Genomic DNA, 24573 nt, shown 5'->3' on the forward strand with positions numbered 1-24573 from the left:
ATGAGCGATCACGCGGTGCTGCACGTGAAGGGGCGGATCCTCGTCGGCCCCGACGAGGTCCGTGACGAGCTGTGGGTCGTCGGAGGGCGGATCTCCTACGACCGTCCGGCCGGCGCCCAGGACATCCGGACCGTCGAGGGCTGGGCGCTGCCCGGCCTCGTCGACGCGCACTGCCACGTGGGCCTGGGCGCACACGGTCCGGTCGACGCGGACGTCGCGGAGAAGCAGGCGCTGACCGACCGGGAGGCGGGCACCCTGCTGATCCGCGACGCGGGCTCGCCCTCCGACACCCGCTGGGTCGACGACCGCGAGGACCTCCCGAAGATCATCCGGGCCGGCCGGCACATCGCCCGTACCCGCCGCTACATAAGGAACTTCGCGCACGAGATCGAGCCGGACGAGCTGGTCGCGTACGTCGCGCAGGAGGCCCGGCGCGGCGACGGCTGGGTGAAGCTGGTCGGCGACTGGATCGACCGCGACCTCGGCGATCTGTCCGCCTGCTGGCCCCGCGAGGCGGTGGAGGCGGCCATCGCCGAGGCCCACCGGCTCGGCGCCCGGGTCACCGCGCACTGCTTCGCCGAGAGTTCCCTGCGGGACCTGGTCGAGGCGGGCATCGACTGCGTCGAGCACGCCACGGGCCTGACGGAGGACCTGATCCCGCTGTTCGCCGAGCGCGGTGTCGCGATCGTCCCGACCCTCGTCAACATCGCCACCTTCCCCCAGCTCGCCGCCGGTGGCGAGTCCCGGTACCCGAGCTGGTCGGCCCATATGCGACGGCTGCACGAGCGGCGCTACGACACGGTGCGCGGTGCGTACGACGCCGGGATCCCGGTGTACGTCGGCACGGACGCCGGCGGCTCACTGGCGCACGGTCTGGTCGCGGGCGAGGTGGCGGAACTGGTCACCGCGGGAATCCCGCCGGTCGAGGCCCTGTCGGCCACGGCCTGGGGCGCCCGGAAGTGGCTCGGGCGGCCCGGTCTCCAGGAGGCGGCTCCGGCGGACCTGGTGGTGTACGAGGCGGATCCGCGCGCGGACGTACGGGTGCTGGCGGCGCCGCGACGTGTGGTGCTCAACGGGAGGGTCGTCGAGTAGAGGCGAGCAGGGGAACGCCTGTGCCGTGAGATTCGAATGGGTTCGCGGAAAGTCCACGATGGAGTGAAGTAACGCAGGATTGCTGACCGTTCACCCACAGTGCGTAATTCTGACCGGGTCCCAAGCATGTCTCGTCTGGGGGTCCCACACCTTGAACGGCAACCACTTCCGCATGCCCGCACGCCGACTCGCGACCGTCGCGACGGCCTCGGCCCTCGCCGCCGGTCCCGCGGCGCTGGCCGGCGCGGGCGCCGCGCACGCGACCACCGACCACGGTCGTGCGAGCGCCGTCGTCCTGCGCACCGGGCTCGATGTGTCCCTGCTCAACAAGTCCGTGAACGTCCCGCTCGCGGTCTCGCTCAACGAGGTCCAAGCGCCGCAAAGCGCGTCGAAGACCGCGCTCACCGCCGAGCTCGACGGTGTGGCCGGCGGCAAGCCGTTCGCCGTGCTGGGCGCGGACGTCGCCGCGGCCAGGGCCACGGTCTCGGCGAGCCGCGCCGAGGGCTCCGTCCGCCTCGCCCACGCCAAGCTCCATGTCCCCGGCCTGCCCCTGCTGTCCCTCGTCGAGGTCGAGACGGTCACCGCGCAGGCGACCTGCGAGGCCGGCAAACAGCCCGTCGCGTCGTCGAACGTGCTGGGCGCGGTCACGGTGCTCGGCAAGCGCGTGACGCTCACCGCCGGCGGCCCGACGGAGGTGAAGGTGCCCGGGGCCGGCGAGGTGCGTCTGGATCTCTCCCAGCGGCAGACCACCTCCCGCACGGCCGCCGCCACCGCCCTCGAACTGAAGGTCTCCGTCAACCCTCCCCCAAGCTCTACGAGCAGGGGGGACCCCCAACTCAACGTGGCCGAGGTGGAAGGAACGTTGACCCTCGCCAGGGCGACCTGCGAGAGCCCCGCCGACCCGGCGAAGTCCGCCCCGCCGAGCACCGATCCGGCGCCCGACGTCAGACCGCAGGGAGCCCCGGGCGTGGCGGGCCTCGCGGAGACCGGCGGCAGCTCGACCACGCCCTACATCGCCGGCGGGGCGCTCGCACTGGTCGTGGCGGGCGGGGGAGCGCTGGTGCTGGCCCGGCGGCGCCGGGGCTGAGCGCCGCAGCCCGCTCGGCCTGGTCATCGGAGGCCGGACGGGCCGGTCATCGGAAGCCGGACGGCCGGTCATCGGAGGCCGGACGGGCCGAGCCGCCCGTCCGGCGGCCTCACCGTCCGGCCAGTGTCACGGCCTTGTCCAGGGCCTGCAGGAAGCCGTTCACCGTCCCCCGGTCCCGCACCGCGAGCCGCAGCCACTCCTCGTCCAGCCCCGGGAAGGTGTCCCCGCGCCGTACCGCATAGCCGAGGTGGCGCAGATGCCGGCGCACGGCGGCCGCCCGTGGCAGCCGTACGAGGACGAAGGGGCCCTCCGCGGGAGTCACCACCCGCAGCCCTTCCGGGGCGAACTCCTCCAGGCCCGCGACGAGATGGGCCCGGTCCGCAGCGATGCGATGGGCCGCGTGGGCCGCCTCCGCCAGGGCCCGGGGCGCCACACACGCCCGGGCCGCCGCCAGCGCGGGGGTGGACACCGGCCACAGCGGCTGGGCCCGCTCCAGTTCCGCGATCGTCTCCGGCGCGGCCAGCACGTAGCCGATCCGCAGCCCGGCCAGACCCCAGGTCTTCGTCAGACTGCGCAGCACCACCAGGCCGGGCACGTCGGTCCGCCCGGCCAGCGCCTCGCGCTCACCCGGCACCGCGTCCATGAACGCCTCGTCGACCACCAGGGTCCGCCCGGGACGGGCCAGTTCCGCGACGGCCGCCGCCGGGTGCAGCACCGACGTGGGATTCGTCGGATTGCCGATCACCACCAGGTCGGCGTCCTCGGGCACGGCCGCCGGATCCAGCCGGAAGCCGTCCTCCGCCCGCAGCAGCAGCCGCTCCACGGTGTGGCCCGCGTCCCGCAGCGCCGCCTCCGGCTCCGTGAACTGCGGGTGCACGACGACCGGCAGACGCACCTTCAGAGCGCGCGCCAGCAGCACGAACGCCTCGGCCGCGCCCGCCGTCAGCAGCACCCGCTCCACCGGAACCCCGTGCCGCGCCGCCACCGCCGCCCGTGCGGCCCGCCCGTCCGGGTAGGCCGCGAGACCGGTCAGCGAATCGGCGATCCGCTCCCGCAGCCACTTCGGGGGCGTGTCGGCGCGGACGTTGACGGCGAGGTCGACCAGTGCCGATCCGTCGTCCCGGACCTCGGCGTCACCGTGGTGGCGCAGATCGTGCCCGGGGGTGTCCTCAGTGCGCATGGGCATGTCCGCCGTGGTGATGATGCCCGTGCCCGTGGTGATGGTGTCCGTCGTCGTCCGGGTGGAAGTGCGGCTGCTGCGGGAGCCCCACCTTGTCCTCGAACCCGGGCAGCGCGATGCGGTACACGCACGAGTCGCAGTTCATCCGCAGCTCGCCCTTGACGGCCTCCTCGTACCGCTCCATCACCAGGTCGAGCAGTTCAGGCTCGGGCCCGATGACATCGGCCGCCCGCACGTCGAGTTCCGGATGCGCGGCCGCCCAGTCCTCGGTCTGCTGCCGCACCCGGTCCGGGAGGATGCCGGTGAACAGGAAGTACGGCAGCACGACGATCCGCTGCGCGCCCAGCTTCGCACACCGGTCGAGGCCGCTCGGCACGTCCGGCGCCGCCAGCGACACGAACGCCGTCTCCACGCCCGCGTATCCGCGTCCCTCCCACAGCAGCCGGGCCGCCTTGTGCACCTCGGCGTTGGCGTCCGGGTCCGTCGAACCGCGCCCGACCAGCAGCACGGTCACCTCGGCCCGGTCCAGCGGAGTGCGCCCACCGGCGTCGGTGCCCAGCGCCTCGTCCAGGCGCCGCTCCAGCACGCTCAGCAGCGCCGGATGCGGGCCCAGCGGACGGCCGTAGGTGTACGAGATCCCGGGGTGGCGTTCCTTCTCGCGGGCCAGCGCGGCCGGGATGTCGCCCTTGGCGTGCCCGGCGGACACCAGCATCAGCGGAACGGCGGCGAACCGGCGTACGCCCCGCTCCACCAGCTCGGTCACGGCCTCGCCCAGCGGCGGCGGGGACAGCTCGATGAAGCCTCCCGCGACGGGCAGTTCGGGGTGGCGGCGCCCCAGCTCGCGCACGAAGTCGCGGAACGCCTCGGCCCCGGCGTCGTCCCGGGTGCCATGGCCGGCGATGAGCAGGGCGGGCGGTGGGGTGGTCACGCGTTCTCCTTCGAAGTCGGGTGGTACAGAAGGGCGTTGAGCGCGGCCGCGGCGACCGCCGAACCGCCCTTCTCGGACACGTTGCTGACAGCGGGCAGCCCGCTCTCGCGCAACGCGGCCTTGGACTCGGCGGCGCCGACGAAGCCGACGGGCAGGCCGATGACGAGCGCGGGGGAGGCGTCCAGGGTGAGCAGCTCCTCCAGGGCGGTCGGCGCACAGCCGATCACCCAGAGGGCGCCGGGCCCGACCTGCTCGTACGCCAGCCGGATCGCGTGTGCCGAACGGGTGAGCCCCGGCCCGGCCTCGGCGTCCTTGAGTCGGCAGACGGTCTCCCGCCGGGTGATCCCGGCCGCGACCATCTCCACGTCCACGACCACGGGGGCCCCGGCGTGCAGCGCGGTGTGCGCCTTCTCCAGGTCGCCCTCGTCCATGACGAGGTCGGACGCGTACTCCAGGTCGGCGGCGGAGTGGATGACCCGCTCCACCACCGCCCGGGTCAGCGGCGCGAAGTGCGAGGTGTCCAGGCGGGCGCGCAGCCGCCGGAACGACTCCTGCTCGATCGGATGAACGACACGGTTCACTTGGCCTCCTCCGGGGAGCCTTCCTGCCAGCGGTAGCCGCGCGGGGTGACCATGCGCCCCGCGATGTCCCTGGTCGCGGTGTTGCCCACGGTCACGACCGTCATCATGTCGACCGTCGCCGGGTCCAGGGCGGCCAGCGTCGTCAGCCGGCTGGACTCGTCCGGCCGCGAGGCGTTGCGCACGACACCGACCGGCGTCGTCGGCTCCCGGTGCTCCGCGAGGATCGCGAGGGCCTTCGGCAACTGCCAGTCCCGGCCCCGGGAACGCGGGTTGTAGAACGTCACGACGATGTCCGCCGCCGCCGCGGCCCGCACCCGCCGCTCGATGACCTCCCACGGCGTGTGCAGATCGGAGAGGCTGATCGACACATGGTCGTGGCCCAGCGGCGCGCCCAGGATCGCCCCGGCCGCGAGCGCCGCGGTCACGCCCGGCACCCCGACCACGTCGATGTCGTCGGACGCCTCGGCGAGCGCCGGGGAGGCCATGGCGTACACGCCCGCGTCCCCGCTGCCGATCAGCGCGACCGCATGGCCCCGGCGGGCCTCGGCGACCGCCGTGCGCGCCCGCTCCTCCTCGGCCCCGAGGCCCGACTCCAGGATCCGGGTGCCGGGCCGCAGCAGATCGCGGATCTGGTCGACGTACTGGTCGAGGCCCACGAGCACGGAGGCGCGCCGTAGTTCCGCCTGCGCACGCGGGGTGAGCAGATCGCGGGCGCCGGGACCGAGCCCGACCACCGCGAGCCGTCCGCGCCCCGGCCGCCGTACAACGGCACACGTCGCCATCGCGGGCTGCCCGTCCGCCCGTACCGACTTCCGCTTGGGGACGAGGAGTTCACCCCCGCGCACCAGGGCGGCCGCCTCCGCCACGGAGGGCGTGCCGACCGCGGAGAGCGGCGCGTCGGAGGGGTTGGGCACCTCGACCGCCGCCAGCTCTTCGGCGGAGTACGTCACCAGGGGCACACCGAGGCGCTCGGCGGCGACGACGATCCCGGGTTCGTCCGACTTGGCGTCGACGGTGGCGAGTTCGGCGACAGACCCGGCAACGAGCCCGGCGTCCCGCAACGATGTCTCGATCAGCCCGAGCACCTCCTCGACGGAAGCGCCCCTGGACGCGCCGACGCCGACCACCAGGGACGGCGGGCGCAGCAGCACCTCGCGCTCGCCGGGTTCGACGGCACGGTCGGTCAGCCGGATCGTGTACGCGCCCCGCGCCGCCGTCGGCAGCGGAGGCAACGGCCACCGCACCTCGGCCTCCAGGGCGACGGGCTCGCCGTCCAGCAGGGCCCGCGAGACGGTCGCGACCGCCCCCTCGAACGGAAACCCCAGGGTGTCGAGGCCCGGCAGCCCGGCGGAGTCGGTCGCGGTCGTCACCACGGGCTCGGCACCGAGCAACCCGCCCACCTCACGGGCGAGTTCATTGGCCCCGCCGCCGTGCCCGCCGACCAGCGACACGGCGAACCGCCCGCCCTCGTCGACGCACACCACACCCGGGTCGGACGCCTTGTCACCCAGCAGCGGCGCGACGAGCCGGACCACCGCACCGGTCGCCAGGAAGCACACCAACTGCTCGCACTGAGCGAACGCGGCCCGCACGGCGTCCCCGACGGGACCCTCGTACACCCGCGTCCGGTCCGGCCACGCGGCCGCCAGCCGGTCCCGCGCCGCCGCGCCCGCCGCGGTGGCGGAAATGAGGCCGATCACCGAGCAACTCCCTCGATAGGTGCTGGAAGCCGGACGCCCCACAGCAGGAACACTGGATTGGTGGCCGCGAGCCGGGTCACGTCCCCCGGCAGCGGCGCGAGCCGCGACGACTGCAGCAGCACGCCGTCGCAGGAGAACCCGGCGCCGGTGAGCGCCTCGCGCGCGGCCGGCACCCGGTCGAGCGCGGCCATCGCGATCACCACCGTGCGCCGGGCCCGCCGCGCGCACGCGGTGACGATGGCGGGCAGTTCGCGGCCCCCGCCGCCGATGAAGACGGCGTCGGGATCGTCGAGTCCGGACAGCGCGGCCGGCGCTTCCCCGTGCACCACCCGCACGTCCACACCGTGCGCCGCGGCATTCGCCCGGATGCGCCCGGCCCCGTCCACGGTCTTCTCGACGGCGACGGCGGCGGCACCGAGCCGCGCGCACTCGACGGCCACGGACCCGGAGCCCGCTCCGACGTCCCAGACCAGGTCGCCGAGGCGCGGCCCCAGCCTGGCCAGTGCCAGGGCCCGCACCTCGAACTTGGTGATCATCGAGTCGCGGTGCGCGAACTCGGCCTCGTCCAGCGCCCATCCGGCGGGCCCGTCGAGCCCGCCCGCGACGGTCCGCACGGCGCCCAGCGCCCGCGACTCGTCCAGACACAGCACCACGCTGACCGCCGTACCCCAGTCCCGGGCCGCCGCCTCGGCGGGCGTCACCCGCTCCACGCGCTCGCGCCGCGGATCGCCGAGCGCACCGGCCACGACCAGGACGCGGTCGCCGGACACGGCGGCGCCCAGTTCGGCCGGACCGGCACCCGGCCCGGTCAGCACGGCGACCTTGGGATGCGCCCGGCACGCGTTGACGGCCGTACGCAGGTCACGCCCGTGCGCGCTGACCACGACCGCGTCGTCCCAGGGCAGCCCCAGCCGCGCGAAGGCCGTCGCCACGGAGGACACACCGGGCCGCACATCGAGCCGCCCGGCCCCGAACCGCTCCGCCAGCGCCCGCACGATCCCGAAGAACCCGGGATCCCCGGAGGCCAGCACGACAACCCGGGCGCCCTTGTCGAGATGCCGCTCGACGGCCTCCAGCGCGGGCGCCAGCGGCCCGAGGACGATCCGCTCCGCCGCCTCGGGCAGCCGTACGGCGTCCAGATGCCGCCGCCCGCCGACGACCAGAGCGGCCCCGGCGAGGACGTCCTCGGGAACCGGCGCCCCGGTCCCCGTACCGACGACGGTGATCGGCCAGGTCATGTGCTCGCACCCCGCTCGCGCAGCTCCTTGCGGGCCTGCGGGTCGGCCTTGCGGTGGCCGTGGAAGTGACCGGGGTGGTAGAGGTGCGAGCGGGTGCCGTGCGCGTCCAGGGCCGGGCCGACCAGGAACAGGGTGTGCTTCCAGAGCTTGTGCTCCTTGACCGTCTCCTCCAGCGTGCCGACCGTGCACCGCACGACCAGCTCCTCCGGCCAGGTCACCTGGTGGGCGACGATCACCGGCGTACTGGTCGGGTAGCCGCCCTCCAGCAGCTCCCGGACCAGCTGGCCGCTGCGGGCCGCCGACAGGAAGATCGCCATGGTGGTGCCGTGGCGCGCGAACTCACGGACCTCCTCGCCGGGCGGCATCGGCGTCTTGCCGCCGCCCAGCCGGGTCAGGACGACGGACTGCGCGACCTCGGGGATGGTCAGCTCGCGCCGCGCGAGGGCGGCCACGGCGGAGAAGGAGGACACGCCGGGCACGATCTCCGTGGCGATGCCGATCTCCGCGCACCGGTCGAGCTGTTCCTGCGTACCGCCCCACAGCGCCGGGTCGCCGGAGTGGATCCGGGCGACGCGCAGCCCCTCCTCCCGGGCACGCCGGTAGACGGCGACGACGTCCTCCAGGGACATGGTCGCCGAGTCGAGGATCTGTGCGTCCTCGCGCGCGTGCTGGAGGACCTCCGCCTGGACCAGGCTGGCCGCCCAGATCACGACGTCGGCCTCGGCGATGGCGTGCGCGGCACGGAACGTCAGCAGGTCGGCGGCGCCGGGGCCGGCACCGACGAAGGTCACCTTGCCGGTGGGGGCATCGGCCATGGGAAGGGGTCCTCTCGTACGAAATATCATGGTGTGGGCGGGTGGCAGTGTGGCCGGATGTGCGCGATCGGGGTGCGATCGGATAGCAAAGGCCTATGGCGGTCCTTGTCGCGCTCGGCGCGTTCCTGATGACGCTGGCCGGCGGCTGGACGGCACAGCGCGTGACCGACCGTCGCCACCTGGTTCTGGGCCTGGCCGGCGGTCTGATGCTGGGGGTGGTCGGCCTCGACCTGCTGCCCGAGGCACTGCGTGCGGCGGGCCGGGAGGTCTTCGGCGTACCGGCGGCCCTGCTGCTGTTCGTGGCCGGATTCCTGCTCGCCCATCTGGTGGAACGGCTGCTGGCCGCCCGGCAGGCCGCACACGGCGCCGAGGAGCACGGTCACCGCGCGCCCGAGGTGGGCCTCACGGCGGCCGCCGCGATGGTCGGCCACAGCGCCATGGACGGCGTGGCCATCGGCGCGGCCTTCCAGGTGGGCGGCGGCATGGGCGCGGCGGTCGCCCTCGCCGTGATCGCCCACGACTTCGCGGACGGCTTCAACACGTTCACCATCACCAGCCTGTACGGCAACGCCCGCCGCAAGGCGGTCGCCATGCTGGTCGCGGACGCGTGCGCGCCGGTCCTCGGCGCCCTGTCCACGGCGTTCCTCACCATCCCGGCGCCGCTGCTCGGCGGCTATCTCGCCCTGTTCGGCGGCGCGCTCCTCTATCTCGCCGCGGCCGAGATCCTCCCCGAGGCGCACCATGAGCACCCCGCCCGCTCCACCCTGCTGTGCACGGTGGCGGGCGCGGCCTTCATCTGGCTGGTGGTGGGCATCTCCGCCTGAGCCGGGCGGGGTTGCGTCCGAGTCGATCACAGCTTGCCGCCCCGGCCGCCGTCGCGCCGCGCGGGCGCGATCAGCGTGGAGAGGTACGGCAGCGGGGCCCCGTCGAGATCGCCCGCGGGCCGGATGGACTCCTCCGGCAGCCCGAGCGCCGACCCCCACACCGCGTCGTCGATCCGCCCGGTCTCCCGCAGCGCCTCGGCGACCTCCCCGGCCTGCCGTCCGAACTTGTACGCCACGACCGTCCCCGGACCGTTCAGCGCCTCCTTGAGCACGGCCGCCCCGGCGGTGACCGGAACGAGCGTCAACGGCTCGGTACCCTCGGTCAGCACGGCCCCCGAGCGCGCCGCGAGATCCTGCATCGCGGTGATCCCCGGCACGGTCTCGACGACCGTGCCCGGCACCAGCTCCGCGATCGTCTGCGCGAGATAGGTGAAGGTCGAGTACACGTTGGGATCGCCGATGGTCGCGAAGGCGACCGCGCCCCGCTCCCGGAGCAGCCCGGCGACCCGCTCACCGGCCGCGTCCCAGGCGGCCTCGCGGCGCCCCCGGTCGGTCCGCTCGTTGAGCGCGAACACGACCCGGACGACCTTCTCCCCGGGGACGTAGTGCAGCACGGTCGCCTCGGCCCGCCCGCGTTCTCCGGAGTCCATGACCGGTACGACGACGACATCGGCCGCGCGCAGGGCGTTGACGCCCTTGACGGTCACCAGCTCCGGGTCGCCCGGCCCCACCCCGACACCGATCAGCCTGCTGCTCATGACGTCCTGCACCTCTCCACGAACCGACGGGCCGCACCGGGCACGGACGCCCAGTGCGTGTGCAGATAACTCGCGTGCACACCCTGCTGTACGAAACCTTCGACCCGCCGTCGAGGGGCGCGCACACCCCAGGCGGGAGCCGCCCCCGAGCCGGGCTCGACGACGGTCCGGTGGAACTCGTGCCCCCGCATCCGCGTCCCCGCCACGGCGAGCACGCTGTCGCTCACGGCCACGGCGTCCCGGTACCCGAGTGTGAGCCGCTCGCTCATCCGGGCGGTGGCGTCGAGCACCCCGCACATGGGCCGTCCGTCCAGCTCCCGGCACAGATAGAGCAGCCCGGCGCACTCGGCGGCCACGGGAGCGCCAAATTCCGCGAGCGCCGCGACGGCCTTCCTGAGCGGCTCGTTGGCGGACAGCTCGGCCGCGTACACCTCGGGGAACCCGCCGCCGATGACCAACCCGCGTGTTCCGTCGGGCAGTTGCTCGTCGCGGAGGGGGTCGAAGGGGACGACGTCGGCGCCGGCAGCGGTGAGGAGTTCGGTGTGCTCGGCGTAGGAGAAGGTGAACGCTTCTCCACCGGCGACAGCCACTACGGGCGTCGGCTTCTCGGCCGACCGAGTCGGGTGCTCGTGGGTGGGCGGGGCGACGGCCTCGGCCGGGTCCCAGGCCGCACCCGACAACGCACCGGCACCACGCGCCAGCGCCATCAGCGCATCCAGATCACAGCCGTCGGAGACCTGTGCGCCCATCGCCGCGACGGCCGCTACCGCCTCCGCCCGCCGCTCGGCGACCGGCACCAGGCCCAGGTGCCGGGACGGCGTGTCCACCTGCGGCGCCCGCCGCAACACCCCCAGCACCGGCACCCCGACGGAGTCCAACGCGTCCCGCAGCAGCTCCTCGTGCCGGTCCGACGCGACCTTGTTCAGGATCACGCCCCCGACCCGCACCTCCGGATCCCAGGAGGCGAACCCGTGCACCAGCGCGGCCACCGACCGCGACTGCGACGAGGCGTCGACGACCAGTACCACCGGCGCCCGCAGCAGCTTCGCCACATGTGCGGTGGAGGCCAGTTCGCCCTCCCCGGCGGCCCCGTCGTACAGCCCCATCACCCCCTCGACGACCGCGATGTCGCAGCCGCGCGCACCGTGCACGAACAGCGGACCGACCAGCTCCGGCCCGCACAGGTACGCGTCGAGGTTCCGCCCCACGCGCCCGGTGGCGAGCGCGTGATATCCGGGGTCGATGTAGTCGGGGCCGACCTTGTGCGGGGACACGGCGAGCCCCCGCGCGGTCAGCGCGGCCATCAACCCCGTGGCGACGGTGGTCTTGCCGCTGCCCGATGAGGGCGCGGCGATGACCAGCCGGGGCACGGACGGGGACATCACCACTCGATGCCTCTCTGCCCCTTCTGACCCGCGTCCATGGGGTGCTTGACCTTGGACATGTCGGTCACGAGGTCCGCGAGGTCGAGAAGCTTCTCCGGAGCGTTCCGCCCGGTGATCACCACGTGCTGGGTCCCCGGCCGGTCGCGCAGCACCTGCACCACCTCGTCGGTGTCGACCCAGCCCCAGTGCATCGGGTACGCGAACTCGTCGAGCACGTACAGCTTGTACGTCTCGGCGGCCAGGTCCCGCTTGACCTGCTCCCAGCCCTCGCGGGCCTTCTCCTCGTTGGTCGAGTTGTCACCCTGAAGGTCCCGCTGGACCCACGACCAGCCCTCGCCCATCTTGTGCCAGTCGACGGTCCCGCCCTCGCCGGAGGCGCCCAGCACCTTGAGCGCGTTCTCCTCGCCGACCTTCCACTTCGCCGACTTGACGAACTGGAACACTCCGATGGGCCACCCCTGGTTCCAGGCGCGCAGCGCGAGCCCGAACGCGGCGGTGGACTTCCCCTTGCCGATGCCCGTGTGGACGACGACGAGCGGCCGGTTGCGCCGCTGCCGCGTCGTCAGCCCGTCGTCCGGGATCACACTCGGCTGCCCCTGAGGCATTACGCGGCCCTCCTCGATGTCCCCTGCACATTCCTGACCAACCCGGCGATGCTGTCGGCCCGCAGCTCGTCCAGCGTCACCGCCGTACCGCCCAGCTCACCCGCGAGCTGTCCGGCCAGCCCCAGCCGCACCGGCCCCGACTCGCAGTCCACGACCACGGAGGCGACCTGCTCGGCCGCGAACAGCCGCGCCGCACGCCCCGCCAGGGCGACCGGCTCCGGACCACCCGTGGCCCGCCCGTCGGTCACCACCACGACGAGCGCCCGGCGCGCCGGATCCCGCAGCCGCTCGACCCGCAGCACCTCGTGCGCCTTCAGCAGCCCGGCCGCGAGCGGGGTCCGCCCGCCCGTCGGCAGCGATTCCAGCCGGGCCGCCGCCGCGTCCACGGACGAGGTCGGCGGCAGCGCGACCTGCGCGTCCTTGCCGCGGAAGGTCACCAGTCCCACCTTGTCCCGGCGCTGGTAGGCGTCGAGCAGCAGCGACAGCACGGCACCCTTCACGGCGCCCATCCGCTGCCGCGCCGCCATCGATCCGGAGGCGTCGACCACGAAGAGCACGAGGTTCCCCTCACGCCCCTCGCGGGTGGCCTGCCGCAGATCGTCCCGGCGTACGACAAGTCCCGGCCCGGAGCGGCCGCGCGCCCGCTGATGCGGTGCCGCCGCCTGGACGGTGGCCGCCAGGTGCAGCTTGGACAGCTTGCCCTGCGGCCGCCGCGCCCCGGTCGTGCGCCCGTGCTCGGTCCGCGCCCGCGAACGCCGCCCGGCGGCGCCCTCGCCGATCCCGGGCACGCTCAGCACCTTCGTGCGGAAGGGCTCGGCGGCGCGGACGGGGGACCGCTCCGCGGAGCCGGACGCCTGCGGCTCGCCGCCCTCCCCGGTCTCGGGCCGGGCAGCCGTGTCACCGCCCTGCGGACCGGCGTCCGGCGCGGGCTGCCCGCCGCCCCCGCCCGGTCCGCCACCGTCGGGATCGGGATCGGGTTCGGAATCGTCGTCGCCGTCGCCGGAGAACTCCTCCAGCGTCTCGTCGAGCTTGTGCTCGTCGAGTCCCGGGGCGTCGAAGGGGTTCCGCCTGCGGCGGTGCGGCAGCGCCAGCAGGGCCGCCTGCCGTACGTCCTCGGCGAGCACATCGGTCCGCCCCGCCCAGGCCGCCAGCGCGGTCGCCGTACGCGCCATCACGATGTCGGCCCGCATACCGTCGACCTCGAAGGCGGCACAGGTGGCCGCGATCTGCCGCAGCGCCCCGTCGCCCAGCCGCACCTGCGGCAGCAACTCCCGTGCCGCCACGATCCGTTGCCGTACGGCGGCCTCCTCGCCGGCCCACCGCGTGGCGAAACCGTCGGGGTCGTCGTCGTACGCCAGCCGCCGCCGTACGACCTCCACCCGCTGGTCCGGCTCCCGCGAGGCCGCGACCTCGACGGTCAGCCCGAACCGGTCGAGCAACTGCGGGCGCAGTTCCCCCTCTTCGGGGTTCATGGTGCCGACGAGCAGGAAGCGGGCCGCATGCCGCACGGAGACACCCTCGCGCTCGACGTAGGAGGCGCCCATCGCGGCGGCGTCAAGGAGCAGGTCGACGAGGTGGTCGTGGAGCAGGTTGACCTCGTCGACGTACAGGATCCCGCGGTGCGCGTCGGCGAGCAGGCCGGGCTCGAAGGCCTTCACGCCCTCGGCGAGCGCCCGCTCGATGTCCAGGGCGCCCACCAGCCGGTCCTCGGAGGCGCCGACGGGCAGCTCCACCATGCGTGCCGGACGGGACTCGAACGCCCCCGGTTCGTGCGGCCCGTCCGGGCAGGCGGGGTCGGGGGAGCCGGGGGCACAGGAGAAGCGGCAGCCGGAGACGACGTCGACCTCGGGCAGCAGCGCCGAAAGGGCCCGTACGGCCGTCGACTTGGCGGTGCCCTTCTCGCCGCGCACCAGCACACCGCCGACCGCCGGCGACACGGCGTTCAGCAGCAGCGCGAGCCGCAGGTCGTCCTGACCGACGACGGCCGTGAACGGAAAGGGGGTACTCACTTCTCGTCGCCCTCCAAGTCGCCTTCCAGCTCCAGGTAGGTGGCCCGCAGCCGCTCCAGGGTGTCCGCGTCCGGCTCGGCCCACAGCCCGCGGTCGGCCGCCTCCAGCAGCCGCTCCGTGATCCCGCGCAGCGCCCAGGGGTTGGACTTCTTCATGAAGTCCCGGTTCTCCGCGTCGAAGACGTACTCGGCGCTGAGCTTCTCGTACATCCAGTCGTCCACGACGCCGGCCGTGGCGTCGTACCCGAAGAGGTAGTCGACCGTCGCCGCCATCTCGAAGGCGCCCTTGTAGCCGTGCCGCCGCATGGCCGCCATCCAGCGCGGGTTGACCACGCGGGCGCGGAAGACGCGATGAGTCTCCTCGCCCAGCGTCCGGGTCTTCACCTGGTCGGGCACGGCCGAGTCGCCGACGTACGCCTCGGGGGAGGCCCCGGTCAGATGGCGGACCATGGCCACCATGCCGCCGTGGTACTGGAAGTAGTCGTCGGCGTCGACGAGGTCGTGCTCGCGGGTGTCGACGTTCTTCGCCGCCACCGCGATCCGCCGGAACGCCGTCTCCATGTCCCCGCGCGCCGCCCGCCCGTCGAGCCCCCGCCCGTATGCGTAGCCGCCCCAGACGGCGTACACCTCGGCCAGGTCCGCGTCCGAGCGCCAGTTGCGGGCGTCGATCAGCGGCAGCAGCCCGGCGCCGTACGCCCCCGGCTTCGAGCCGAAGACCCGGGCCGTCGCGCGCCGCCGGTCGCCGTGCTCGGCGGTGTCCTCGTCGGCGTGGGCGCGCACGAAGTTCCGCTCGGCGGGCTCGGCCAGCTCGGCCACCGCCCGCACCGCGTCGTCGATCAGCCCGACCACGTGCGGGAACGCGTCCCGGAAGAAGCCCGAGATACGGACCGTGACGTCAATGCGCGGCCGGCCGAGCTCCTCCAGGGACACGATCTCGAAGCCGGTGACCCGGCGCGAGGCGTCGTCCCACACCGGGCGGCAGCCCAGCAGTGCCAGGATCTCGGCGATGTCGTCGCCCTGGGTGCGCATCGCGGACGTGCCCCAGACCGTCAGACCGACGGACTTCGGGTACTCGCCCGTGTCCTGCAGATACCGCTGCACCAGCGAGTCGGCGAGCGACTGGCCGACCTCCCAGCTCAGCCGGGACGGAATGGCCTTGGGGTCGACCGAGTAGAAGTTCCGGCCGGTCGGCAGGACGTTGACCAGGCCGCGGGTGGGGGAGCCCGAGGGACCGGCGGGGACGTAACCGCCGTTCAGCGCCCGGAGGATGTGGCCGATCTCGTCGGTGGTCCGCGCCAGGCGCGGCACGACCTCGGCGCAGGCGAACTCCAGCACGGCGACGGCGTCGGGGAGTTCGGTGCCGAGGGCGTCACGGACGAGGCCCGGGACCGCCGCCCCGTCCCAGCCGCGCTCCTCCATCCCCTCCGCGAACCGCCGGCACAGCTGCTCCAGCAGGTCGATGGCGTCGGCGGCCGTGCGCGAAGGAACAAAAGGGCGCGGAGCGCCTTCCTTGGAAGGGTGGTGGTGGGAGACGGGCGGGACCTCGACCAGGTCCGTCAGCTCCACCGGCACCTTCACCGGCGCGCCCGGCTCGGCGAGCAGCTCCTTCTCGACCAGCCCGAAGTGCTCGGCGAGCGAGGCCCGCAGCCCCGGCAGGGCGTTCGCCTGCCCGCCCCACACCTGCGAGGCGCGCAGCACGGCGAGGACCAGGTTGACGCGCGGCTCCGCGACCGGTCCGCCACCGAGAATGTGCAGGCCGTCCCGGATCTGCACGTCCTTGATCTCGCACAGATAGCCGTCGATGTGCATGACGAACGAGTCGAAGTCGTCGTCCTCGGGCTGCTCGTCCACGTGCAGGTCGTGGTGCAGCTCGGCCGCCTTGACCAGCGTCCAGATCTGCGCCCGTACGGCAGGCGCCTTGGTCGGGTCCAGGTCGGAGACCAGCGCGTACTCGTCGAGCAGCTGCTCCAGCTTGGCGAGGTCGCCGTAGGTGTCGGCGCGGGCCATCGGCGGGACCAGATGGTCGACGACCGTGGCGTGCCCGCGCCGCTTGGCCTGGGTGCCCTCGCCGGGGTCGTTGACGATGAACGGGTAGATCAGCGGCAGATCGCCGAGGACCGCGTCCGGCGCACAACCGGCGCTCAGACCAAGGCCCTTGCCCGGCAGCCACTCCATCGTGCCGTGCTTGCCCATGTGCACGATCGCGTCCGCTCCGAAGCTGTTCTCCAGCCAGCGGTAGGCGGCCATGTAGTGGTGCGACGGCGGCATGTCCGGGTCGTGGTAGATCGCGATCGGGTTCTCGCCGAAGCCGCGCGGCGGCTGGATCATCACGACGACGTTCCCGAACCGGAGGGAGGCGAGGACGATGTCGTCGCCGTCGACGTACAGCGAGCCCGGCGGCTCGCCCCACGCCTCCAGCATGCCGTCCCGCAGCTCGGGGTCGAGCTTGTCGAACCACGCCCGGTAGTCGGCGAGCGGCACGCGCGCGGGCGCCGCGGCCAGCTGCTCCTCGGTGAGCCATTCGACGTCATGGCCGCCGGCCTCGATGAGCCGGTGGATCAACTCGTCGCCGTTGTCGGGGTATTCGGTGAGGGAATAGCCGGCGTCCCGCAGCGCGTCGAGGACCCGGACCGCGGAGGCCGGGGTGTCGAGGCCCACCGCGTTGCCGACGCGCGAGTGCTTGGTCGGGTAGGCGGTGAAGACCAGCGCCACCTTCTTGTCCGCGTTCGCCTTGTGCTTCAACTGCGCGTGCCGTACGGCGATTCCGGCGACGCGTCCGGCCCGCTCGGGGTCGGCGATGTACACCGGGACGTCGTCCGGACCCTGCTCCTTGAAGGAGAACGGCACGGTGATCAGGCGGCCGTCGAACTCCGGGATCGCGACCTGCATCGCCGCGTCCATGGGGGAGAGGGCGGCGTCGGACGCGTCCCACGTGGCACGGGAGGAGGTCAGGCAGAGCCCTTGCAGCACCGGGATGTCGAGGTCGGCGAGCGCCCCGATGTCCCAGGCCTCCTCGTCGCCGCCCGCCGAGGCCTGTGAGGCGTGGGTGCCGCCGGCGGCGAGGACCGTGGCGACCAGGGCGTCGGCCCGGCCGAGGATCTCGTACAGCCCGGCGTCGGCACCGCGCAGCGAACCGCAGTACACGGGAAGCGCGTTGGCGCCCCGCGCCTCGATCGCGTCGCACAGCGTGTCGACGAAGGCGGTGTTGCCGCTCAGCTCATGGGCCCGGTAGAAGAGCACCCCGACGGTGGGCCGGCCCTCGACGAGGGCACGTTCGCCGTGGACGCCGTACTCGGGCATCTTCCGCGGCTCGTCGAAGCCCTCGCCCGTCAGCAGCACGGTGTCGGACAGGAAGCGCGCCAGTTCGGTGAGGTTGGCGGGTCCGCCCTCGACGAGGTAGCGCAGCGCCTCGGCCACGACACCGGCCGGCACGGACGACTCGGCCATCAACTCGGCGTCGGGTACCGTCTCCCCGCCCAGCAGCACGGTCGGGATCCCCGCGGCCTTCAGCGCGGCGAGCCCTTCCTCCCAGGCCCGCTTGCCGCCGAGCAGCCGTACGACGGCGAGGTCGGCCTGCCGGAGGAGTTCCGGAAGCTCCTCGGTGACGTCGACCCGGGTCGGGTTGCCGATCAGGTAGGACGCACTGGAGGCCCGGGCCGCCAGCAGATCGGTGTCGGCGGTCGACAACAACAACACTGTGCTCATGCGGGCGCTCCCGGTGGAATGAAGGGCAGTCCTTGCGGCGCGCCCGACTCGATGAGCCGCCAGAGCGCGTCCGTGTCCGCGTGCTGTTCGATCAGGTCGCCGAGCCGGTCGAGCTGCTCCTCGCGCAGCGCGGCGAACGAGGTGTCGGGCGCCGGTACGAAGCGGCGGCCCGCGGCGGCCGCCACCTCGCGCAGGAAGGCCCGCCGGAAAGCGTCCGACTCCAGGGAGCCGTGCCAGTGCGTGCCCCAGGTCTGACCGACCCGACAGCCGTCCAGGCTGCGTCCACTGCCGTCGGAGAAGAACGTCTCCCCGCCGTGGACGTCGGCGACCCCGTGGTGGATCTCGTACCCCTCGACGTGCTCGCCGAGGGCTTCGCCGACGGGCCGGGTGAGGGTCTTCTCCTTGGCGAACCGCACCCGCACGGGCAGGATCCCGAGCCCGTCCACGTGTCCCTCGCGGCTCTCGACGTCGTCCTCGATGTGCTCGCCGAGCACCTGGAAGCCGCCGCAGATGCCGAGAACGGGCCCGCCCTCGCGGGCCCTTGTGACGATGGCGTCCGCCAGTCCCCGCTTCCGCAGCCACTCCAGTGCCCGGACCGTGCCCCGGGTGCCCGGGATCACGACGAGGTCGGCGTCGGCGAGTTCCTCCGGCCGGTCCACGAACCGCACGACGACACCGGGCTCGGCGGCCAGGGCGTCCACGTCGGTGAAGTTGGACATGAGCGGGATCGCGCAGACGGCGACCCGCAGCACGTCCTCCCCGACGGGCGGGGCGACGGACGACTCGCGCACGGTGCCGCGCAGCGAGACGCGCAGCCCGTCCTCCTCGTCTATGCCGAGCCCGTGCCGGAACGGCAGCACTCCGTAGGTGCGCCGCCCGGTGAGCCCGTTCAGCATGTCGAGCCCCGGCTCCAGCAGGGACACGTCCCCACGGAACTTGTTCACCAGGAACCCGGCGACCAGTTCCTGGTCCTCGGGCGAGAGCAGGGCCACGGTCCCGAAGAAGGAGGCGAATACGCCCCCGCGGTCGATGTCGCCGACGACGAGCACAGGGAGCCGGGCGTTGCGCGCGATCCCCATGTTCACGATGTCGGTCCGCCGCAGATTGATCTCGGCGGGAGAGCCCGCCCCCTCACAGATCACCGCGTCATACGTGCCCCGCAGCTCGGCGAGACAGTCGAGAACGGTTCCGAGAAGTCTCTGCTGCCGGCCCCCGTGATAGCCGCGGGCGCTCAACTCGCCCACCGGCTTCCCCAGCAGCACGACTTGGCTGCTCTGCTCACCACCGGGCTTGAGCAGCACGGGATTCATCAGCGCGCTGGGCTCCACCCGGCACGCCTGGGCCTGCATGGCCTGTGCCCGTCCGATCTCGGCGCCCTCGCGCGTCACGAACGAGTTGAGGGACATGTTCTGCGCCTTGAAGGGCGCGACCTTGACGCCCTGTCGCACCAGCCACCGGCAGATCCCCGCCGTCACGACGCTCTTGCCCGCGTCGGAGGTGGTGCCGGCGACGAGCAGACCACCGTTCATGACGTGCCCCCCTTTGCCTTGCTTACGACGCCGCGCACGGCGACTCCGACGCCGAGCGCGAGCAGACCGACCCGACGGGAGAGCCGTACGGCCCGGTCGATGTCCTCGGTGGCCACGGCGCGGCCGGCACCGTTGAGCACGGGCCGGAGCTCGACCCGCCCTCCGTAGGAGAGGGTTCCGCCGAGCCGCACGCCCAGGGCCCCCGCGAAGGAGGCCTCGACGGGACCGGCGTTGGGACTGGGATGCCGGCGTGCGTCGGCCCGCCAGGCACGCAGGGCGCCGCGCGGATCCGGGCCCGCGACGGCGGCCAGTACGGCGGTGAGGCGGGCCCCCGGCCATCCGGCGACGTCGTCGAGCCGGGCGGAGGCCCACCCGTAGCGCCGGTACCGGGGGGACTTGTGCCCGACCATGGCGTCAAGGGTGTTGACCGCGCGGAACCCGAGCAGTCCGGGCACGCCGCCCACGGCGCCCCACACCAGCGCCCCTACGACGGCGTCGGACGTGTTCTCCGCGACGGACTCGACCACGGCCCGGGCGATCCCGTCGGCGTCGAGCGCCTGCGGATCGCGTCCGCAGAGGTGAGGCAGCCGGGCACGGGCCCCTGCCACGTCGCCCGCCTCCAGGGCACGCCCGACGGCCTGGGCCTCCCGGGCGAGCGAAGTCCCCCCGACCACGGCCCAGGTGGCGGCAGCGGTGAGCGCGACGGAGGCGGCGGGGGAGGGACGTACGGCTCGGCGGGCGAGGGCGCCGAGGGCCACGGCCCCACCGACGCACGCGGCGGTGTGCAGGGCGCCCCGGCCGCGGTGGTCCCGCCACAGCACCCGCTCCACGGCGCTTGCCGCACGCCCGAACGCGGCGACCGGATGCCCACGGCGTGGATCGCCCAGGAGAAGGTCACCGAGGAGGCCGGCGGAGGCGCCGTACGCGAAGACGCGATCGGCACGCATCGGCTCAGCCGGCCGTGGGGTCGAGCAGCGACCTGGTGCTGTACCTCAATCGGCAGCCGAGCATGGCGATATGTCCTCACTCAGGGTGTCCGCGCCCTGGTTCGACGAGACCGGCGGTGGGAGTTCCTGGCTTCCGGAGAGTTCTTCCCCGGTGACAGTGGCGGGACCGCGCCGGATTCACACCGGCTTCCTCCCTTGCCGCCGTACATGGCTCCGGCAGTCCACCACGCCCCCGGAAGGGCCGTCAACTTGCCGTTGACCTGCAAGGGGAGAGTGTGCTGAGGCCCACACCGGCGCTGCGCGGGCGGGTGTGGGGGCACGCGAAAAGGCTCCTCCCCGAAGCATCGGGGAGGAGCCCGGTGAAGCTCGCTCAGGCCTTGGCCGTGAGCTGGGCCGGGGTCAGGCCTTGGCCATGATCAGGTAGATGCCGTACGCCACCGCCGCCGCGCAGGCCGCGAAGCAGACGTACGCTCCGGTGACCGCGAGGGGGGCGGAGCCGCCCTGGGCCGTGGCGCGCTCGCGGTGCGCGAGGCCCTTGACGCCCAGGGTGAACAGGGCCACGAGGCCCACGGTGACCACGAGGCTGACGCCGAAGACGGAGCCGAGGGCTGCCCAGTCGATCTTCATGGTGATGCTTCCTTAGTAACCGGGTCTCGGGGTCAGACGGTGGCGGCCGGAGGGGCGGCCGGGTCGGTGGCGGGGGCAGTCGCGGGGGACGGGATGGTGGCCGTCAGGTCCTCGGTCACGGTGCCCGCCGGGGGCGGCGTCACGGCGGCCATCGCGGTGGTCACCACACCGGCCGGTTCCTCGGTGTCGTTGACGTTGCTGTGGTCGACCACCTGGCGGCGGGAGAGCTTCCAGATCGCGGCGCTGGAGGCGATCAGGAAGACGGCGACGACCGCGGTGCCCCAATTGCCCAGGTCGGTCACGGACTCCGCGAGCGCAGCGACCAGAGCGGCCGCCGGCAGGGTCAGCGCCCAGGCCACGACCATGCGGGTCGCGGTGGACCAGCGGACCACGCCGCCCTTGCGGCCCATGCCCGCGCCCATCACGGAGCCGGAGACGGCGTGCGTGGTGGAGAGGGAGAAGCCCAGGTGGGAGGAGGCCAGGATGACCGTCGCGGCGCTGGTCTGGGCGGAGAAGCCCTGCTGCGGCTGAAGGTCGGTCAGGCCCTTGCCCATGGTGCGGATGATGCGCCAGCCGCCGATGTAGGTGCCGAGCGCGATGGCGAGGCCGGCGGAGAGGATCACCCAGACGGGAGGGTTGGAGTCGGGGGCGATGGCGCCGCCGGCGATCAGCGCGAGGGTGATGATGCCCATCGTCTTCTGCGCGTCGTTGGTGCCGTGGGCGAGGGAGACGAGACCGGCGGAGGCGATCTGGCCGGCGCGGTAGCCCTTGCGGGTGGCCGCGCTGTCGGCGTCCTTGCCCAGCCCGTAGGAGAACCTCGTGGCGAGCATGGCGGCCACGCCGGCGACGATCGGGGCCGCGACGGCCGGGATCAGGACCTTGGTGACGAGCACGCCGCCGTGGACGGCGCCGGTGCCGGCCGACGCGATCGTCGCGCCGATCAGACCGCCCATCAGGGCGTGCGAGGAGCTGGACGGGAGCCCGACCAGCCAGGTCAGCAGGTTCCAGAGGATCGCGCCGACCAGGGCGGCGAAGATGACCTCGGGACGGATGCCGGTCTCGTCGACGAGACCCTTGGAGATCGTGTTGGCGACCTCCACGGAGAGGAAGGCGCCTACAAGGTTGAGCGCGGCGGACATGGCCACCGCGACCTTGGGCTTGAGCGCACCGGTCGAGATGGTCGTGGCCATCGCGTTGGCGGTGTCGTGGAAACCGTTCGTGAAATCAAACGCGAGTGCGGTTATCACCACAATCGCGAGGATCAGCGAGAAGTTTTCCATTTACCCAGGCAATCGTTCAGAGGACGTCATTGGCTGGTTGACCGTAGGCAACCTGGGTGAACGGAAGGTGAACTGGGGCAGGACTCAGGGTGTCGCAAACGAGGGGCCGCCGCTCCACTCCGGCCCGGCGGCCCAGACGCCCCTTGACCGGTTGCCCCGGGCGAACGACCTCAGCCGGTTCCACGGCCCGTCGAAGAGACTTTGGTCACCCCGCAGACGACCTGGTGGGACGGGACGCCGTGTCCCTTCGGCAGGCCCGCCGCGGACGCCGGGGCGCCGGCTGGCAGGATCGCCGCATGGCTGAGCAGCGGCGGGACCAGCGGGACGGACGCGATGACCGGGAGGGCGCACCGCCTGTGCCGGAGGTACGGAGGAGGTCTGCGTCCGACGGGGAGGCGCACGCCTGGGAGTCGCTCGTCGCGACGGCCCGCCGGACCGTGTCCGACGGACTGGTCGTCGGCACCTCCGGCAATGTGTCCGTGCGCGTCGGAGACACCGTGCTGGTCACGCCGTCGGGCGTGCCCTACGACCGGCTGACGCCGGACGACGTCACCGGGGTGGACCTCGCCGGGCGGCAGGTGCTCGGCACCCTCGTCCCGACCAGCGAGCTGCCCATGCACCTCGCCGTCTACCGCACCACCGACGCCCGCGCCGTCGTGCACACCCACGCCGTCCACGCGACCGCCGTCTCGACGCTCGTCACCGAACTCCCGTCGATCCACTACATGACCGGTGCCCTCGGCGGCCCCGTCCGGGTCGCCCCCTATGCGACGTACGGCACCGACGAGTTGGCCGAGAACATGCTCCAGGCCCTCACCGACCGCTCGGGCTGCCTCCTCCAGAACCACGGCACCCTCACCTACGGCACTTCCCTCGACCAGGCCTACGACCGCACCGCCCAGCTGGAGTGGATGTGCCGGCTGTGGCTGACGGCGTCATCGGTACCCGGCCTGACACCGTCGCTGCTGTCGGAGCGGCAGCTGGACGAGGCCGGGGAGCGACTGCGGGGATACGGCCAGCGCCGCTGACGGCCGTCGGGGAGGTCCGGCGCCCTCCGGGAACACCCGGTGCCACCGGCCGAAAACCGCAGGTGTCACCGGACGGGCCTGCGCCCACTGGCCGGTGACCGGGTCCGCCGGGACACTGGAGGCGTGCGCACTGTCACAGCGACGGCCGCAGCCGTCACCGCGGTCCTGGCGGCCGGCGCGGCCGGCGTCGCCGCCGGACGGATAGCCAGCGACGCCGCACTCAAGGCGCCGCCCGGCCGGCCACTGCCCACCGAGCCCCGGCTCACCGTGCACGGCACCGCCGCGGGCCGGATCACGCTCACCCGCGACCTGGCCTCCCTGCGCCCCGGCCTCTACGGCCTCTCCGGCGACGGCTCGCACGCCGTCGTCGGACCCGTCCTGGAGTCCGCCGAGCACAAGGCCGACACCGTCGTACGCCGCCTGGAACGGGTCACGCACGGCACCCTCGACTCCGGCGACAGGGTCTGGCTCACCCCGAACGTGCACGTCGGCAACCCGAGCACCGCCCTCGGCCTCGACCACGCCGACATCGACGTGCCCGGCGAACTCGGCGCCCTGCCCGCCTGGTTCGTGCCCGGATACCGGGACACCTGGGTGATCACCGTGCACGGCCTGGGCACCACCCGCGAGCACCCCATGAACGTCATGGGGTTCCTGCACCACCGGCGCCTCCCGGTGCTCGACCTCGCCTACCGCGGCGACCTCGGCGCACCCCGCCCGCCGGACGGACTCAACCACCTCGGCGAGACCGAATGGCGCGACCTGGACGCGGCGATCCGCTACGCCGTCCGGTACGGCGCGCGCCGCGTCGTCCTGTACGGCTGGTCCACCGGCGCCACCATGGCGCTGCGCGCCGCCCTGCACTCCCCGGTGCGCGACCACGTCGCCGGTCTGGTCCTCGACTCGCCGGTCCTCAGCTGGGAGGCCACGCTGCGCGCCCTGGCCACGGCCCGGCGCACCCCGGAGGCCCTGTTGCCGCTCGCGGTGCGCGCCGCCCAGGGCCGGGCCGGCCTGCACGCCGACCATGTCGCCGAGACCGCGGACCCCGACCAGCTCAGGGTGCCCACCCTGATCATCCACGGCCCGGACGACGAGGTGGCCCCCTGGGCCCACTCCCGTCGGCTCGCCGCCCGCCGCCCCGACCGCGTCGCCCTCCACACGGTGCCGCACGCCCCGCACGCGGCGATGTGGAACGCCGACCCGAAGGAGTACGAGGAGCGGCTGCGCCGGTTCCTGACCCCGCTGATGTGAGGTTT

General features: G+C 73.5%; 20 protein-coding genes and 1 riboswitch. Of the genes, 5 read left to right on the forward strand and 15 right to left on the reverse strand.

The window, feature by feature from the left end:
* Nucleotides 1-1092 (forward strand): amidohydrolase family protein, encoded by a 1092-nt coding sequence (locus ACFY1J_RS09850; protein ID WP_390711344.1) that lies wholly within the window; start codon nt 1-3, stop codon nt 1090-1092.
* Nucleotides 1093-1243: 151 nt separating this feature from the next.
* Complete coding sequence (locus tag ACFY1J_RS09855; RefSeq protein ID WP_390730988.1) at nt 1244-2179, forward strand: SCO1860 family LAETG-anchored protein; 936 nt, start codon at nt 1244-1246, stop codon at nt 2177-2179.
* A gap of 109 nt (nt 2180-2288) precedes the next feature.
* Here ACFY1J_RS09855 and cobC read toward each other — a convergent pair whose 3' ends face one another.
* Genes cobC through cobM form a run of 6 tightly spaced genes read right to left on the reverse strand, consistent with a single transcriptional unit; the run spans nt 2289 to nt 8621 of the window.
* Nucleotides 2289-3365 (reverse strand): Rv2231c family pyridoxal phosphate-dependent protein CobC, encoded by a 1077-nt coding sequence (gene cobC / locus ACFY1J_RS09860; protein ID WP_390730989.1) that lies wholly within the window; start codon nt 3363-3365, stop codon nt 2289-2291.
* Nucleotides 3349-4287, reverse strand: coding sequence for a sirohydrochlorin chelatase (locus ACFY1J_RS09865; RefSeq protein WP_390730990.1), 939 nt, complete (start codon nt 4285-4287; stop codon nt 3349-3351). The genes cobC and ACFY1J_RS09865 overlap by 17 nt, the downstream gene beginning before the upstream one ends.
* Entirely contained in the window at nt 4284-4868 is a 585-nt protein-coding gene (locus ACFY1J_RS09870) for a precorrin-8X methylmutase (RefSeq protein ID WP_390730991.1), read from the reverse strand. The genes ACFY1J_RS09865 and ACFY1J_RS09870 overlap by 4 nt, the downstream gene beginning before the upstream one ends.
* Entirely contained in the window at nt 4865-6568 is a 1704-nt protein-coding gene (gene cobJ, locus ACFY1J_RS09875) for a precorrin-3B C(17)-methyltransferase (protein WP_390711339.1), read from the reverse strand. The genes ACFY1J_RS09870 and cobJ overlap by 4 nt, the downstream gene beginning before the upstream one ends.
* The gene (gene cbiE, locus ACFY1J_RS09880; RefSeq protein WP_390730992.1) at nt 6565-7806 is read right to left on the reverse strand and encodes a precorrin-6y C5,15-methyltransferase (decarboxylating) subunit CbiE; all 1242 of its coding nucleotides are present in this window, start codon (nt 7804-7806) and stop codon (nt 6565-6567) included. The genes cobJ and cbiE overlap by 4 nt, the downstream gene beginning before the upstream one ends.
* Entirely contained in the window at nt 7803-8621 is an 819-nt protein-coding gene (gene cobM / locus ACFY1J_RS09885; protein WP_390711337.1) for a precorrin-4 C(11)-methyltransferase, read from the reverse strand. The genes cbiE and cobM overlap by 4 nt, the downstream gene beginning before the upstream one ends.
* Before the next feature lie 95 nt (nt 8622-8716).
* On the opposite strand from cobM, the gene ACFY1J_RS09890 reads away from it, so the two are divergent.
* Nucleotides 8717-9445, forward strand: a complete 729-nt coding sequence (locus ACFY1J_RS09890; protein ID WP_390711336.1) for a ZIP family metal transporter — start codon at nt 8717-8719, stop codon at nt 9443-9445.
* Between the two features lie 26 nt (nt 9446-9471).
* On the opposite strand, the gene cobI is transcribed toward ACFY1J_RS09890, so the two are convergent.
* The 9 genes from cobI to ACFY1J_RS09935 form a co-directional block, all read right to left on the reverse strand.
* On the reverse strand, nt 9472-10203 hold the full coding sequence (gene cobI, locus ACFY1J_RS09895) for a precorrin-2 C(20)-methyltransferase (protein ID WP_363297341.1): 732 nt from the start codon (nt 10201-10203) through the stop codon (nt 9472-9474).
* A complete protein-coding gene (locus tag ACFY1J_RS09900) occupies nt 10200-11585 on the reverse strand; it encodes a cobyrinate a,c-diamide synthase (RefSeq protein WP_390730993.1) in 1386 nt (461 codons plus the stop codon). Before ACFY1J_RS09900 ends, cobI begins: the two co-directional genes overlap by 4 nt.
* Complete coding sequence (gene cobO / locus ACFY1J_RS09905; protein ID WP_390711334.1) at nt 11585-12193, reverse strand: cob(I)yrinic acid a,c-diamide adenosyltransferase; 609 nt, start codon at nt 12191-12193, stop codon at nt 11585-11587. Before cobO ends, ACFY1J_RS09900 begins: the two co-directional genes overlap by 1 nt.
* Nucleotides 12193-14202 (reverse strand): putative cobaltochelatase, encoded by a 2010-nt coding sequence (locus ACFY1J_RS09910; RefSeq protein ID WP_390730994.1) that lies wholly within the window; start codon nt 14200-14202, stop codon nt 12193-12195. Before ACFY1J_RS09910 ends, cobO begins: the two co-directional genes overlap by 1 nt.
* Complete coding sequence (gene cobN, locus ACFY1J_RS09915; protein WP_390730995.1) at nt 14199-17906, reverse strand: cobaltochelatase subunit CobN; 3708 nt, start codon at nt 17904-17906, stop codon at nt 14199-14201. Before cobN ends, ACFY1J_RS09910 begins: the two co-directional genes overlap by 4 nt.
* Nucleotides 17903-19435, reverse strand: coding sequence for a cobyric acid synthase (locus ACFY1J_RS09920; protein ID WP_390730996.1), 1533 nt, complete (start codon nt 19433-19435; stop codon nt 17903-17905). The genes cobN and ACFY1J_RS09920 overlap by 4 nt, the downstream gene beginning before the upstream one ends.
* Nucleotides 19432-20382, reverse strand: coding sequence for a cobalamin biosynthesis protein (locus ACFY1J_RS09925; protein WP_390730997.1), 951 nt, complete (start codon nt 20380-20382; stop codon nt 19432-19434). The genes ACFY1J_RS09920 and ACFY1J_RS09925 overlap by 4 nt, the downstream gene beginning before the upstream one ends.
* 100 nt (nt 20383-20482) lie before the next feature.
* A riboswitch (cobalamin riboswitch) is annotated at nt 20483-20623 on the reverse strand.
* A 158-nt stretch (nt 20624-20781) separates the two neighbouring features.
* Nucleotides 20782-21009, reverse strand: coding sequence for a hypothetical protein (locus tag ACFY1J_RS09930; protein ID WP_263207263.1), 228 nt, complete (start codon nt 21007-21009; stop codon nt 20782-20784).
* 32 nt (nt 21010-21041) lie between these two features.
* Entirely contained in the window at nt 21042-22289 is a 1248-nt protein-coding gene (locus tag ACFY1J_RS09935; RefSeq protein WP_390711328.1) for an anion permease, read from the reverse strand.
* A gap of 296 nt (nt 22290-22585) precedes the next feature.
* Between ACFY1J_RS09935 and ACFY1J_RS09940 the strand changes: the two genes are divergently transcribed.
* Nucleotides 22586-23317 (forward strand): class II aldolase/adducin family protein, encoded by a 732-nt coding sequence (locus tag ACFY1J_RS09940; RefSeq protein ID WP_390730998.1) that lies wholly within the window; start codon nt 22586-22588, stop codon nt 23315-23317.
* A gap of 123 nt (nt 23318-23440) precedes the next feature.
* Nucleotides 23441-24568, forward strand: coding sequence for an alpha/beta hydrolase family protein (locus ACFY1J_RS09945; RefSeq protein ID WP_390711326.1), 1128 nt, complete (start codon nt 23441-23443; stop codon nt 24566-24568).
* The last annotated feature ends 5 nt before the right edge of the window (nt 24569-24573 follow it).

Source organism: Streptomyces sp. NPDC001406 (assembly GCF_042895285.1).
Taxonomy (GTDB): domain Bacteria; phylum Actinomycetota; class Actinomycetes; order Streptomycetales; family Streptomycetaceae; genus Streptomyces.

Coding starts and splice junctions, on each gene's coding strand:
- ACFY1J_RS09935 (WP_390711328.1), bottom strand. CDS start 22,289: ATGGAAAACTTCTCGCTGATCCTCGCGATTGTGGTGATAACCGCACTC.
- ACFY1J_RS09920 (WP_390730996.1), bottom strand. CDS start 19,435: ATGAACGGTGGTCTGCTCGTCGCCGGCACCACCTCCGACGCGGGCAAG.
- cbiE (WP_390730992.1), bottom strand. CDS start 7,806: ATGACCTGGCCGATCACCGTCGTCGGTACGGGGACCGGGGCGCCGGTT.
- cobI (WP_363297341.1), bottom strand. CDS start 10,203: ATGAGCAGCAGGCTGATCGGTGTCGGGGTGGGGCCGGGCGACCCGGAG.
- ACFY1J_RS09930 (WP_263207263.1), bottom strand. CDS start 21,009: ATGAAGATCGACTGGGCAGCCCTCGGCTCCGTCTTCGGCGTCAGCCTC.
- cobO (WP_390711334.1), bottom strand. CDS start 12,193: ATGCCTCAGGGGCAGCCGAGTGTGATCCCGGACGACGGGCTGACGACG.
- ACFY1J_RS09925 (WP_390730997.1), bottom strand. CDS start 20,382: ATGCGTGCCGATCGCGTCTTCGCGTACGGCGCCTCCGCCGGCCTCCTC.
- cobM (WP_390711337.1), bottom strand. CDS start 8,621: ATGGCCGATGCCCCCACCGGCAAGGTGACCTTCGTCGGTGCCGGCCCC.
- ACFY1J_RS09900 (WP_390730993.1), bottom strand. CDS start 11,585: ATGTCCCCGTCCGTGCCCCGGCTGGTCATCGCCGCGCCCTCATCGGGC.
- cobC (WP_390730989.1), bottom strand. CDS start 3,365: ATGCCCATGCGCACTGAGGACACCCCCGGGCACGATCTGCGCCACCAC.
- ACFY1J_RS09890 (WP_390711336.1), top strand. CDS start 8,717: ATGGCGGTCCTTGTCGCGCTCGGCGCGTTCCTGATGACGCTGGCCGGC.
- cobN (WP_390730995.1), bottom strand. CDS start 17,906: ATGAGCACAGTGTTGTTGTTGTCGACCGCCGACACCGATCTGCTGGCG.
- ACFY1J_RS09940 (WP_390730998.1), top strand. CDS start 22,586: ATGGCTGAGCAGCGGCGGGACCAGCGGGACGGACGCGATGACCGGGAG.
- ACFY1J_RS09850 (WP_390711344.1), top strand. CDS start 1: ATGAGCGATCACGCGGTGCTGCACGTGAAGGGGCGGATCCTCGTCGGC.